Here is a 12,778-nt window from a genome sequence, read left to right on the forward strand (position 1 = left end):
AGGAGATTCCCTAAAATCGCGGGAAATCTCCTTTTTGTAATGTATGCAAAAAAATGTTCTGTAGCTTATTCGTATCAAGTACCGCATCAATCATCGCCTGCATATAACCGTCACGCTCTAATTTCACAAAATCCCAATTATAGCCCTTACTTTTCGCATACGCATGAATGAATAAGCGAATTGCGCGGCCATTTCCTTCACGAAACGGGTGAATGATGTTAAGCTCTGATTTGTAATATGCCAGACGTTGAGCTGCTATTTCGACAGTGGGCCAATCCCCTTCTTGCTCCAGCTCCGTGAAAAGTTTCTCACACATTGATAATATATATTGCATTTGGCAAAATCGCGTATCCCCTTTTATGAGTTGAACTTTACGAATTTCACCAGCAAATTGATAAATATCTTGAAATAAATAATGGTGCAGCGTCATCAGTGACGCTAAGTTAAAACTATCAATCGTATATTTACCGCACTCAATTTCTAAGCTACGCACGGTAAATGCAAATTGCTCGGCAAGTTCTAAATCATCGTAATTATCAATGCCCAGTAAATTTTGCTCGAGTAAATACGACTCATCTTCACCAAAATTATACTTTTTCACTATTCACCACTTCTTTAATCATTTCTGCTGTTAGTGATTTTCCTTCGTTAACAATTTCAATTGCTTGCAATGCGACTTCTTTATTGATTGGAAAATTTTCAAGCGTTAAGTTTTTTTCTACGCGCTTATAGGCGTCGCATTCCAAATGAATTTTAGACAAAAGAACCCCTCCACAAACTTGCTTTATCTTTTAATTATAAAGCTTTTTTACTGTGAAGTAAATTTTGATACAGCCTATAATCAAGCTCGAATGGTTGTGCTGCTTTGGGTTTGAAGTTTACTAGCTATAGAAATCGTATGAAAAAATCCTTCCGTCGTTTCACTGCACTTATCAAATTTTTATGCTCATTTCATTAAATTTGTTACTAATCTAGAAACTTTTAAGACGTTAATACGTATAACAATAAAACAAGTAAAAAAGGGGTTATTATTATGCTAAAAAAGATTCTTCAAAACCTTCTTGGGTCAAATAAAGGCTACCGCCACTATTCTTCTTCAAGTAGCCGTCGTCGCTATTCACATAAAGATAACTATCGCGGTCATCATTATTACAAACGTAAAAAACGTAGCTCACGTAGTTTCTTTAGTAGCTGGTCATGATTTTTTATTTTCTAGAAAATAAGTATCGAAAGCGTACAGAGCATTATATTCAACAATACACAGATTATGAGCTTATCACTATACTAGGCGAGGGATCGTACGGCGTTGCGTATTTATTACAACATCGTAAGTCAAAAGAGCAGGTCGTGTTAAAACGTCTAAAAGCTAATCAATTAAAACCTACATCCAAGCAACGATTTATTCAAGAAATGGCCCTGTTGCAAGAGCTCCAGCATCTGCCCGTTCCGAAATTCATTGCGAGTGGATTTATTGGAGATGCACCCTATTATTTAATGAGCTTTGTCGACGGCTATACATTTGAAAAGGCAATTTTCGAACAGCAACAAACCTATTCCATCGATGACACGATTTCAATAACAAAAGATCTTTTGTATTTTGTACAACAACTACACGAAAAAAACATTGTCCACCGTGATCTCCGCATTCCCAATGTTCTTGTAGCTGACGATGGATTACACATCATTGATTTTGGCTTAGCGACAAACATCGATGCATATTTCAATTTGCACGGCGAAAAAAACCCAAAAAAAGCTCCACATCCATTGAGCGATTTATATGCGGTTGGACACTTTATGTTGTTTTTATTGTATTCAATCTATGAACCACAAGCTAAAAAAAGTACAACTTGGCAGCAAGAGCTCCAGCTTCCCGTCGCGCTTCAACATTATATTGAGCGCTTATTGACTATCAAAACGCCATTTCAAAATGCCTCAGAAGCGCTACAGGCACTCCAACAATTAAGGGTCTATTCGGAACATTGATTTCCAGATAGACCTTTTCTTCTAAACTTCCTAATACACCAAAAATCAACCTTAAATTTAAGACTATAAAGAAAATTTAAATAAATAATTTTATTATATTGACAGTCATTTTTATCCGTGATATATTTATTACGAATTCAAGATAAATGAATTCAAATTAATAATAGAAATTCTTCCCAATCAAAACGGGAATTTTATTTTAACTAATATCTCAAATTCGAGATAATTTCAGGAGGAAAATGAACATGACAAACTGGACAATCGATCAATCACACTCAACGGTAGGCTTTGAAGTAAAACACATGATGGTATCAAAAGTGAAAGGCCAATTCGACAGTTATACTGCAAATCTTGACGTAGCCAATCCAGCGGACTTATCCGATGCAACAATTAACTTTACACTTGACGTTGCAAGCATCAACACAAAAAGCTCAGACCGCGACAACCACTTAAAATCAGCAGATTTCTTTGATGCAGACGCTTTCCCAAGCATGACGTTCACTTCTACAAATGTTAAAAAAGATGGTACTGACTTCAAAGTAACAGGCGATTTAACAATTAAAGACATTACTAAGCCAGTAACATTCGATGTTGAATTTGGTGGCAAAGGTACAAATCCATGGGGTGTAGAAGTATACGGCTTCGAGGCTTCGGCAAAAATCAACCGTGAAGATTTCGGCTTAACTTGGAACCAAGCACTTGAAACAGGCGGTGTACTAGTAGGAAAAGATATTAAAATTAATGTGGAATTAGAAGTAAACCCAGCACAGTAATTATTCCATATGCTCTGCAAATCAATGTTATGATTGGAAAAACAATTCACGCCGAAAAAGCATCTCCACCGAAATTTTACGGAGATGCTTTTTTCTTATACACTTGCCGCCGCTGTATTTTGGTCAGCTTTTACACAATCAATCGCTACAACTAATGCAATAACAATCATTTCCCATGCCTCATCTAATACTTGAATTTGATATGTGTCGCCCCATGTCATCCATTCTTTTGATACGCGGCCAATCACTTGACCATCCTTCACAACATCAAAATCCATATCCCATAAGTTTCCATCCACTTCAATTCCAGCACCATCGACCAAATATTTCGCCTTAAAAAATGTAAATTCCTTTTTAATTGTAAATATCTGACGTCCCTCTACTTCTACATAAAACGTTGGCAACCAACTAAAAGTCTTTTTCGTTATCAGTGCCTTTTCATTGTGCTGTAAGTCACTAATCGTAAACGTTTTCGGAATTTGTAGAAAACTACCTTCGATTTTATACACCTCTTGCTGTAAATCATCAAACACATTAAAACGTCCGCGCATGCTCATGATTTTTTGCTTTAAATAAAATGATTTCATCGATCTCCGCTCCTTTTCGAAAGGCTTTTTCTGTAATACGAAATTGAAGTAGGAAAGATTCAAATAAATAATGTCTCATGCATAAAGTAAGGACAAAAAAAAAGCCGCTATATGCTTACAATCTAAAACAAACAGCGGTTTGCTTGTTAAATATATTGTACAGCCGACTCTAACGCAAAATGCATCACTTTTGGTGCAGTTGAATCACATAAAATATATGGTTTGGTAACTTCATTATTCATTTCGCCCGAGTTATTATGAGGCCCCCTTTTTAATCTCCCACATCATATTACGATATTATTACAAAATAACATTTTCTTTTAATATTATTGAAAAGTAAGTGAAATATTTCTTTGTTATGATTAATCTCGTTAGTTCAGTTCGAGCTAAAAAAACTTACATCTACGAGGTTTAACATATATCATGAAAAAATTTTTTAAAACAATTGCAGCATTTTCTTTAGGTACATCACTATTATTTACATCTATGTCTGGCGCTTCGGCAGCTACATATACTGTAAAAAGTGGCGATACATTAGCTAAAATCGCTAAACAATACGGTACGACTTACTCATCGATTATGAGTTCAAATAGCTTAAAATCAACAAACATCAACGTTGGACAAAAACTACAAATTGGTTCTAATACTGCTACTTCGGCTTCAGTAAACAGCTCTAAAGTAATTTCTGTAGCCAAACAACAATTAGGCACACGCTATGTTTTTGGGGGTTCATCACCATCTGGTTTTGACTGCTCAGGTTTCGTATCTTATGTATTTTCAAAATCAGGTAAATCAGTGGGACGCCAAACTGCCGCAAGCTTATATAATAACGCAACAAAGGTATCCACTCCTAAAGTTGGGGACTTAGTGTTCTTTAGTAACACGTATAAAAGAGGCATTTCACATGTAGGTATTTACATGGGTAACGGTAAAATGATTAACGCAAGTGGGTCTAAAGTAAACATCACATCTATCCAAGATGGCTATTGGAAATCGAAGTTTACAGCCTATGGTCGCATTTAATTTCATACAAGCAAAACTCCCTGTTTGTTTACAAACTAAACAAATAGGGAGTTTTTAAGTTTTGTGTTGATCAATAATTCATCTTACGCAAACACTGCTTTATATAGCTTTCATATCAAGGCAGCCTAGCTATTTGGTCATAGGCTGCCTTCATTTTATGGATTACTTTGCTGAATTAATTGCATCAATTAGCGTCTTAAAAATTGCTGGATCTTCTACATCTTCATCCGTGATTTCATTTAAAATTTCAAAATCATCAGCATCTACAAGTAAAATACTCGCTCCGTCTTTTATGAATTCATCTGCTTCTACTTCACCTTCGTAATACTGATATGTCGCAAGCACTACATTGGCACCCGCTTCCTCATCAAAAAACGTATATAGCGCATCTGCATTGCCATACACTTCTTCGATTGCATCCGTTAACCCTTCTGAACCCACGTTCCACTTCACTTCATTATTAATCGTTGCCGCTACTAATGATTCTACAAACTCATCTACTGTATTTGTCATTACATCGCCTCCATATTTGCCAATTGCTTGGCGGTAGTGTAGCTACTGTATCACAGTTAGTACTCTTTGAAAACTCCCATTAACACGCATACCACCGCTTATGACCGATGAACTTTATACAGTTTAACAATTCGATTTAATTGCTCTGCTAGTTGTGTTAACTGCTCGGTAGAAACGGCAATATTTTGCATAGATGCACTTGATTCCGTTAATGTGCTCGTTGTTTCTTCCACAGCGGCTGTCGTTTCTTCACTAATCGCAGCAATTTCTTGAACTGTTGCATTAATTTCCTGACTTTCACCGTTCATTTGTACTAAACCTTGCATCATTTCAGCAATCGCCTCGGATATCGTCGCTACTGCCTGTTCAATTTCATTAAAGGTTTGCGAAGTTGTTACTAATTGGCTTACGCCGAGTTCTACTTGTGTATAGCCGTTTTGTAACGAATCACTTACATTTGTGGAATCGCGCTGTATCGTTGAAACAATGGACGTAATTTCTGAAACGGACTGCTCTACTTGAACCGCAAGCTTGCGTACCTCTTCTGCCACTACAGCAAAACCTTTGCCATGTTCCCCAGCACGTGCCGCCTCAATCGAAGCGTTTAATGCCAGCAAATTCGTTTGATTTGCTACCTCTTCAATAATGGATACGAACGTTGTAATTTTATTTGCTTGAATGTCTAATGCCGCCATTTTTGTTACCGCATCATTCATGACCATTTGCAATTCATTCATTTGCGCTGATGAGGCATACATCAGTTGTGCACCTTTTTCAGATAGCGCACGTACCGATTGTGACGAGTTTTGTAAGATGGTACTTTGCTGTGCGGTTTCTTGTAAACGGTTTGAAAAATCATTTACCGTTTCCGAAACTTCTGTAATGGCGAAAGTTTGACGCTCTGCTCCGGAAGAAATATCTTCCATCACTTGCGTTATTGCTTGTGAGCTAGACGACGCAATTGACACATCTTCTTTTAATTGGATACTCTGAGCAGAAACAGTTTCTGAGGCAAGCGAAACTTCTTTAATCGTACTATGAAGCTGCTGTTGCATATCTTTCATATCTTGCATCATCATACCCATCTCATCTTGGCGATTTGTTAATTCGATTGTTTGTGTTAAATTACCATCTCGCAAAAGCTGCAGCGATTTTGCCGTTTTTACAATTGGCGCTGTTAACGATTTGCTATAAACCATTGCAATAACAATGGCTGCGAAGAACGCAAGCACTAATACAATGATGCCCGTTGTAAACATACCCGATTGGATGGATTGCATTGCCGAAACATCTTGCTTCAGCAGCATGACGCCAATCACTTCTTTTCCTGTTGGGTCTAAAAATGGCAAGTAGCTTTCGATTACTTGTGCATCTTCTATAAATACACGTGTAGCGTCACCGTTTAACAATTCCTTTAAAGAGACGTCCTCGCTTTTGGCAAGCAAAGTTTCTAGCTCTTCTGGATTTAAAAATTGAAGCTGCACAAGTGGCAATAATTCCTGAATAAGCTTAATAAATTGATCATTTACCCCAACTTGAACCGTACCAATAATTGTTCCGTTCACTTCAATCGGAGCGAAAGCACGAATCGCTAGTCCACTTTTCCCATACTCTAGCCCACTAATTACGTTGCCATTTAAGGTTTCCTGAATTGCAGAAGTTTTGGACTTATCATCACCAAATTGCTCCAAATTATGGCCGCGCACATGAACCATTCCTTGTGCATCTCCTATTTCTAGTACGGCTAGCTGCTGCTCATGCTGAAGTTTGGTAAACAGCGCATTCATGCTTTCATTTATAGAAGCGCGGTTCGTTGATTGCAAAATAGCCGCCACTTCTGGATTTTTCGCAAGTGATGTAGCGATCGCCTGCAGTTGCGCCTTTTCTGTTTCGACTTGGGTATTCACAATATGTTCCATTTGCTTTTGATCTTCATTTTGAATCGACTCAAAGCTTGATGTTGTTGCAAAATAATTGACTACCACAGTTACGAGAACCGGTAAAATACATACTGCTAATAATAGAAAAGTTAACCTCGTTCTCATCGTTTTCTTGCGCACAATTTCACCTCTATGTAATTTATCGCATTATTATTTTTTGACAATTTTATCACAATTTTGTCACAACAAATATCATAACAGGAATTGTAGGAAATTTAAATTGTACAGTGTAAAAAAATGGGGAATAATTTGGTTGGTGTTGAGATGGAATTTTTAGTGCGGGGCTGAATTCAGTTTCGGTAGTTCGTTTTCCACGACCACAGCTACAAAAAGAGGGTGTCGGAATTTCAGATGCAAACCTGATTTATCGAACACCACCCGATTTTGTGTTTCTGAAATAAATTCGACCTTCAAAAAAGTTTTCTTCTGTAAACTGACCACTTCAAAAATTGATATTTTGGTACTTTTAAAGATATCAATTTCCACTATACTAAACGTATTAATCTTTAGGAGGTTTTTACTCATGGTTCAATTTGGTACAGATCGTGTAAAACGAGGGATGGCAGAAATGCAAAAAGGTGGCGTTATTATGGATGTTGTCAACGCCGAGCAAGCAAAAATCGCTGAAGCAGCTGGAGCAGTAGCAGTTATGGCGTTAGAGCGTGTTCCTTCAGATATTCGTAAAGCTGGCGGCGTTGCACGTATGGCGGATTTAAAAATTGTTGAAGAAGTAATGGCTGCCGTTTCAATTCCAGTAATGGCGAAAGCACGTATCGGTCATATTACAGAAGCGCGTGTATTAGAATCAATGGGTGTGGATTATATCGATGAATCTGAGGTATTAACACCGGCAGATGAAGAATTCCATTTACTAAAAAGTGACTATACAGTTCCATTCGTATGTGGCTGCCGTGATTTAGGTGAGGCTGCTCGTCGTATCGGCGAAGGGGCATCCATGCTACGTACAAAGGGTGAGCCTGGTACAGGAAATATTGTCGAGGCCGTTCGTCATATGCGTAAAGTAAATGCGCAAGTACGTCGTGTTGTCGGCATGAACATAGATGAGCTAATGACAGAAGCAAAGCTGTTAGGTGCACCTTTTGAATTATTGTTAGAAATTAAGCGCTTAGGTCGGTTACCAGTTGTTAACTTTGCAGCTGGAGGTGTAGCAACGCCTGCGGATGCCGCGTTAATGATGGAGCTAGGTGCTGACGGTGTTTTCGTAGGTTCTGGTATTTTTAAATCGGAAAATCCTGAAAAATTTGCACGCGCAATTGTGGAAGCAACAACACACTATCGAGATTATGAATTAATCGCTCGCGTGTCTAAAGATTTAGGTTCACCAATGACTGGCATTGAAATTTCAAAATTAGCTGCTGCGGATCGGATGCAGGAACGTGGCTGGTAATCAAAAAAAGATTGGCGTCCTCGCTTTACAGGGAGCAGTTCGTGAGCATGTAAACGCCATTGAAACAGTCGGTGCACAGGCAGTTGTTGTTAAGCATGTTGAGGATTTGGTTAACATTGACGGCTTAATCTTACCTGGTGGTGAAAGTACAACAATGCGAAAACTAATCGATCACTATCAATTTCTTGAACCATTACGTGCTTTTGGACAAAGCGGTAGGCCCATTTTCGGCACTTGTGCGGGTTTGATTTTATTAGCTGGTGAAGTTGTCGGCTATGAAGCGCCCCATATAGGATTGATGAGTAGTGTAGTGGAGCGCAATTCTTTTGGGCGTCAAAAGGATAGCTTTGAAGTCAAGCTCCATGCGAAAGGTATCGGCGAAGATGTAGCTGCTGTCTTTATCCGTGCCCCGCATATCGTTTCAGTTGGTGAAAATGTAGAGGTACTCGCAGAATATGATGGTCGTATTGTACTCGCTCGCGATGGACAATACTTGGGCTGTTCTTTCCATCCAGAGTTAACAGAGGATGTACGAGTAATGAAGTATTTTTTAACGATGGTTGAACAGAGTGGAGAAAAATACTGCAAGTCTGATCAACTTTGAAAGACTTAAATAGTAGAAAAGGTCTGTCCGGAATTTTTTTTGGGGCAGACCTTTTACTGAGTCTGATCAAAAAGCAAACACTTTTTTGGACAGTTCCTCTATTATTACCTATTCAATGAACAATCGGTTGAACATCAGAAAGTATATGGGTTGCAATACTTTAAATTCCCAAGAAGTTTATCTTTATTCAGTTGCCAATCCCAATACTGCCTCTTCAATTCTAGCTATAAAGCTATTACAAACCTCTATTTTATTCACATCTCATTTGCTATTCTAAAAATAACAAGTAATAATTTTAATAATAAGCATTCGAGGGAGTGGGATTTTTGGAGAAAAAGTTTAAATTACAAAATGTGTTAAAAGTTCAAGTTTTACATGCGCCGGAAAACTTTACGATTACTACAACTTCAAATGAACAAACATACGATCGAATCCTCTATTTTGTTTACAATCTAGAGGAAATGGTAAAGGGATTACGAGCGGTCATTGCGGCAAAATCACTTGCACCAGATGGCTACTTGTTTTTCATTTATCCGAAAAAAGGGAATAAGCAATACGCAACTTATATTGGCCGAGATGAAATTTTCCCCGCACTGCAGGTGGATGACGACAAATATGCTCTACAAAGTGCCATCAAATTTACGAGTCTGCAATCACTCGATGATACGTTTTCAATACTTGGTATGAAGCATGAGCCGGTCAAGCAAAAAAAGACTGCTTCTAGCCAGCGTGTTGGCGATTACGAGGGATATATTCCTGAAATTACGAGCTTATTAAATGATTATCCAAAGGCTTTATCACTTTATGAAAGTTTAACACCTGGCTACAAAAAGGATTGGGCACGCTATGTATTTAGTGCGAAGAAGGCTGAAACACAGTCCCATCGAAAGGAAGAAATGATTCAGATTTTAGAAGCTGGGTTTAAAACGAAAGATTTGTTTAAAAAAAGCAATATGTAGATACTCTGATAATCGCAGCTCGCACAGTAATTTGATAGACAGTTTTCCCCCAAATGGAAACGGACACGCCTGTATGTCTTTTTTTATTATACGAACAAAGCATTGCAAAACCGCATCGCAAAAAACAAGGATATCAAATATTTTCCGATAGTAAAGTATAACCTTTGAAAAACTCCATTTAGATCATAGCGGACAATTATTTCCACCAAGTAATGACGCCCAGCACCCAAATACATCGCTTTTTCCGTCAAGACAACGTATAATGAAAAATCAGAAGAAGAATTCCATTTTTCCTCTAGTCAAAAGAAGAGGTGCTATTACTTGAAAACGTTTGAAAAAGAATTACCTGAACAATACGAAGCATTAAAGAAGCAAGCCAATTATACATCTAGCTGGCGCGAGCGTTTAGCCGCGGTTGAAACATTATCAGCTTATCGACATGAAAAAGTGATCGATTTATTAAATAACCGAATGAAAAATGATACGGTTTACACGGTGCAAACAGCAGCTTACAATGCTCTTGTATCGTTTGGTGAAAACGTGGAAAAACCTAAACCTGCACGTTTTGATATTATTAAAGGGACAGATAAAATTTTCCTACGTGTGAAAAAAAGCTTACCAAAAGATCATACGATTGCAGATTTTGCTGAGAAACTAAAACGTATGCGCTTAGATGTATTTGATGCATATGAAGGCGACAAAGGTGAGCAATTTATGACTTGGCTAGAGGAACGTTGGGCTAAGCTGTAATTATTCTTTTCATAATTTTTATGGATAACCATTCTCTCCGATAATTGGGGAGGGTGGTTTTTCTGCGATGCACTAGGTAACACACTAGGATTCATTTTTGCATGCTTCATTCATATAGAAGAGGTTCTTTTGTTCATTCGCTATTTTAAAGGAGATACATAGGATGGGAAAATTAAAAGATTGGAAAACTGGTGCTGATGGTCAAAAGTTTGTTGCCTCCTTTAGCGGTGGTAAAGATAGTACACTCGCTTTATACGAGGCCATGAAAACCGGGCAAGCAGTAGGTTTAATTATTGTACTTGAGGAAGATGGGACACGCTCTCGCTCACATGGTATGACCGTAGACTTTATAAAAGCACAAGCCGAGTCTATTGACTTGCCTATTCATTTTGCAGCAGCAAGCTGGGCAAACTACGAAGCGACGTTTATTGAGATGCTCAATAAAATGAAGAATTTAGGAGCAGATGCACTTGTTACAGGCGATCTTGATATGCCTGAGCACGGCTGCTGGCATGAAAAAGTCGCAAACATCGCAAACTTAAAACTCGGAATGCCATTATGGCAAGCTGACCATTCAGAAGTTGTTGAACGCTTCATTAATTTAGGTTTTAAAACGATCGTGACTACTGTTAACCTAACATTAGGTATGCGAGAAGATGATTTAGGGAAAGTATTAACACATGAGTATGTGCAGGAGCTAAAATCTCGAGGCATAGATCCTTGTGGTGAAGGTGGCGAGTTTCATACAACCGTAATTGATGGGCCCATTTTTAGACAGCCCATTACTTTTCAACCGTGCAAAATTATTCGGGAAGACAACTATGCGTTTTTACCGCTCATATTAATTTGAACATTTGATTGAGTAATAGCTCTTTGCAAGCTATAAAATTGCGGGCACATTAATTGAATAAAAAAATTTTAGCGTTATCCAATTCCATAGCAACACGATAAAATGGTTCACCATTGAAACAATTTCGACTATGGCAAAAATTTAGTTACAAACGGTGGAGTGAAAAATGAAAAAATTTACAATTGATATTCTTATTATAATGATTGGGGCATTCCTCTTTGCACTTGCTATCAACTTATTCGTTATTCCACACGATTTAGGTGAAGGCGGCGTAACAGGTGTAACGATTATTCTTTATTATGTAATGGGATGGTCTCCTGGTCTTGTCAGCTTTGTAATCAATGCCGCCCTATTAATTATGGGCTATCGATTCCTCAATAGGCAAACTACAATTTATACAATTATCGCAGTAACCTTCAATTCAATTTTCTTACATTTAACAGAATCTTGGTCAATTCAATCAGATGAAATTATGATTAATGCTATTTTTGGTGGGGTTTTTGTTGGTGTTGGGATTGGATTAATAATCCGCGTCGGTGGTACAACTGCTGGCACGACCATTTTAGCGAGAATAGCGAATAAATTCCTTGGCTGGAATATTAGCTACGCGCTACTTTTTTTCGATCTAATCGTTGCCTTTTCATCTTATTTCATTATCGGCGCAGAAGCACTCATGCTTACGATTATGATGCTTTACATTGGAACAAAGGTTATGGAATTCGTGATTGAAGGGGTAAATCCTCAAAAAGCGGTGACAATCATTTCAAAAAATCCGAATGCCATCGCGGATCAAGTAAGCTTTAAAATGAATCGTGGAGTAACTGTCCTATCTGGGCACGGCTATTATACGAAGGAACAAAAGGAAATTTTATATATCGTTATTAGCAGACAAGAAGTCATTAAGCTAAAAAATATTGTAAAAGCGGTAGATAAGGATGCCTTTATTACAATCCATGATGTACGAGATGTATTTGGAAAAGGCTTTATCGAGCTATCAAAGTCTTAATAAGAACAGGCTTTAACAATTGTAAGCGGTCAAATACACATAACACCGTTCATAAAGTCTGAACGGTGTTGATGTTATTTCCTCTGAACTACTTCCCCGATATTTAATACTTACTAAGAAGGAAAAACGCTCACTTGAGAAACATTTACAAGGGTGTTGCCAAGAATTTTATTGGCGATTTAGAAGAACGTTTAAGGAAATATCAAAATAATTATTGGTTAACAGTGGATTATTATATTAAAAAGTAAAATCCTTTAAAAATTGCTCATCATATTCAACGCTTAGAATGATTGACCATTCATATTAATAGCCTCCTTCATTACAGCAATCTAGGACTTATACGTATGCTATATCATGCAAGTACTTTGGTTTACCTATACTT

The 12,778-nt window shown here is 37.7% G+C and carries 15 protein-coding genes; 10 read left to right on the top strand and 5 right to left on the bottom strand.

The window, feature by feature from the left end; all coding sequences use genetic code 11:
• Positions 1–10: 10 nt before the first annotated feature.
• Together O7776_RS15645 and O7776_RS15650 are read right to left on the bottom strand one after the other, a co-directional pair.
• Complete coding sequence (locus O7776_RS15645; RefSeq protein ID WP_274307894.1) at positions 11–601, bottom strand: Fic/DOC family protein; 591 nt, start codon at positions 599–601, stop codon at positions 11–13.
• Positions 588–761: a hypothetical protein gene (locus O7776_RS15650; RefSeq protein WP_274307895.1), complete on the bottom strand. Its 174-nt coding sequence runs from the start codon at positions 759–761 to the stop codon at positions 588–590. Before O7776_RS15650 ends, O7776_RS15645 begins: the two co-directional genes overlap by 14 nt.
• Before the next feature lie 272 nt (positions 762–1,033).
• Between O7776_RS15650 and O7776_RS15655 the strand changes: the two genes are divergently transcribed.
• The 3 genes from O7776_RS15655 to O7776_RS15665 all read left to right on the top strand — a co-directional run bounded on the left by O7776_RS15655 (position 1,034) and on the right by O7776_RS15665 (position 2,756).
• Positions 1,034–1,201 carry a hypothetical protein gene (locus O7776_RS15655; RefSeq protein ID WP_241370131.1) on the top strand — a complete coding sequence of 56 codons (168 nt, stop codon included), beginning with the start codon at positions 1,034–1,036 and terminating at the stop codon, positions 1,199–1,201.
• Positions 1,198–1,983 (top strand): serine/threonine protein kinase, encoded by a 786-nt coding sequence (locus O7776_RS15660; protein ID WP_274307896.1) that lies wholly within the window; start codon positions 1,198–1,200, stop codon positions 1,981–1,983. Before O7776_RS15655 ends, O7776_RS15660 begins: the two co-directional genes overlap by 4 nt.
• Before the next feature lie 245 nt (positions 1,984–2,228).
• Entirely contained in the window at positions 2,229–2,756 is a 528-nt protein-coding gene (locus tag O7776_RS15665) for a YceI family protein (RefSeq protein WP_274307897.1), read from the top strand.
• 95 nt (positions 2,757–2,851) lie between these two features.
• On the opposite strand, the gene O7776_RS15670 is transcribed toward O7776_RS15665, so the two are convergent.
• A complete protein-coding gene (locus O7776_RS15670; RefSeq protein WP_274307898.1) occupies positions 2,852–3,343 on the bottom strand; it encodes an LURP-one-related/scramblase family protein in 492 nt (163 codons plus the stop codon).
• 423 nt (positions 3,344–3,766) lie between these two features.
• On the opposite strand from O7776_RS15670, the gene O7776_RS15675 reads away from it, so the two are divergent.
• Positions 3,767–4,366, top strand: a complete 600-nt coding sequence (locus tag O7776_RS15675; RefSeq protein WP_274307899.1) for a C40 family peptidase — start codon at positions 3,767–3,769, stop codon at positions 4,364–4,366.
• Positions 4,367–4,528: 162 nt separating this feature from the next.
• On the opposite strand, the gene O7776_RS15680 is transcribed toward O7776_RS15675, so the two are convergent.
• Together O7776_RS15680 and O7776_RS15685 are read right to left on the bottom strand one after the other, a co-directional pair.
• The gene (locus tag O7776_RS15680; protein WP_274307900.1) at positions 4,529–4,879 is read right to left on the bottom strand and encodes a hypothetical protein; all 351 of its coding nucleotides are present in this window, start codon (positions 4,877–4,879) and stop codon (positions 4,529–4,531) included.
• 98 nt (positions 4,880–4,977) lie between these two features.
• A complete protein-coding gene (locus O7776_RS15685; RefSeq protein WP_274307901.1) occupies positions 4,978–6,939 on the bottom strand; it encodes a methyl-accepting chemotaxis protein in 1,962 nt (653 codons plus the stop codon).
• A gap of 403 nt (positions 6,940–7,342) precedes the next feature.
• Here O7776_RS15685 and pdxS point away from each other — a divergent pair, with 403 nt between their 5' ends.
• The 6 genes from pdxS (at position 7,343) to O7776_RS15715 (ending at position 12,396) form a co-directional block, all read left to right on the top strand.
• A complete protein-coding gene (gene pdxS / locus O7776_RS15690) occupies positions 7,343–8,227 on the top strand; it encodes a pyridoxal 5'-phosphate synthase lyase subunit PdxS (protein ID WP_274307902.1) in 885 nt (294 codons plus the stop codon).
• A complete protein-coding gene (gene pdxT / locus O7776_RS15695; RefSeq protein WP_274307903.1) occupies positions 8,217–8,831 on the top strand; it encodes a pyridoxal 5'-phosphate synthase glutaminase subunit PdxT in 615 nt (204 codons plus the stop codon). Before pdxS ends, pdxT begins: the two co-directional genes overlap by 11 nt.
• A gap of 326 nt (positions 8,832–9,157) precedes the next feature.
• Positions 9,158–9,790 carry a YdeI/OmpD-associated family protein gene (locus tag O7776_RS15700; RefSeq protein ID WP_274307904.1) on the top strand — a complete coding sequence of 211 codons (633 nt, stop codon included), beginning with the start codon at positions 9,158–9,160 and terminating at the stop codon, positions 9,788–9,790.
• A gap of 321 nt (positions 9,791–10,111) precedes the next feature.
• Positions 10,112–10,540 (top strand): HEAT repeat domain-containing protein, encoded by a 429-nt coding sequence (locus O7776_RS15705; RefSeq protein ID WP_274307905.1) that lies wholly within the window; start codon positions 10,112–10,114, stop codon positions 10,538–10,540.
• Between the two features lie 163 nt (positions 10,541–10,703).
• On the top strand, positions 10,704–11,390 hold the full coding sequence (locus O7776_RS15710) for a Dph6-related ATP pyrophosphatase (protein WP_274307906.1): 687 nt from the start codon (positions 10,704–10,706) through the stop codon (positions 11,388–11,390).
• A gap of 166 nt (positions 11,391–11,556) precedes the next feature.
• Positions 11,557–12,396: a YitT family protein gene (locus O7776_RS15715; protein ID WP_241370117.1), complete on the top strand. Its 840-nt coding sequence runs from the start codon at positions 11,557–11,559 to the stop codon at positions 12,394–12,396.
• Positions 12,397–12,778: the final 382 nt, after the last annotated feature.

Origin of the sequence: Solibacillus daqui, from assembly GCF_028747805.1 — a bacterium.
GTDB lineage: Bacteria > Bacillota > Bacilli > Bacillales_A > Planococcaceae > Solibacillus > Solibacillus daqui.

Excerpts from the sequence above, each read along its gene's own strand:
- O7776_RS15655 (WP_241370131.1), top strand. The coding sequence starts at position 1,034 with ATGCTAAAAAAGATTCTTCAAAACCTTCTTGGGTCAAATAAAGGCTAC.
- O7776_RS15660 (WP_274307896.1), top strand. The coding sequence starts at position 1,198 with ATGATTTTTTATTTTCTAGAAAATAAGTATCGAAAGCGTACAGAGCAT.
- O7776_RS15665 (WP_274307897.1), top strand. The coding sequence starts at position 2,229 with ATGACAAACTGGACAATCGATCAATCACACTCAACGGTAGGCTTTGAA.
- O7776_RS15670 (WP_274307898.1), bottom strand. The coding sequence starts at position 3,343 with ATGAAATCATTTTATTTAAAGCAAAAAATCATGAGCATGCGCGGACGT.
- O7776_RS15675 (WP_274307899.1), top strand. The coding sequence starts at position 3,767 with ATGAAAAAATTTTTTAAAACAATTGCAGCATTTTCTTTAGGTACATCA.
- O7776_RS15680 (WP_274307900.1), bottom strand. The coding sequence starts at position 4,879 with ATGACAAATACAGTAGATGAGTTTGTAGAATCATTAGTAGCGGCAACG.
- pdxS (WP_274307902.1), top strand. The coding sequence starts at position 7,343 with ATGGTTCAATTTGGTACAGATCGTGTAAAACGAGGGATGGCAGAAATG.
- O7776_RS15710 (WP_274307906.1), top strand. The coding sequence starts at position 10,704 with ATGGGAAAATTAAAAGATTGGAAAACTGGTGCTGATGGTCAAAAGTTT.
- O7776_RS15715 (WP_241370117.1), top strand. The coding sequence starts at position 11,557 with ATGAAAAAATTTACAATTGATATTCTTATTATAATGATTGGGGCATTC.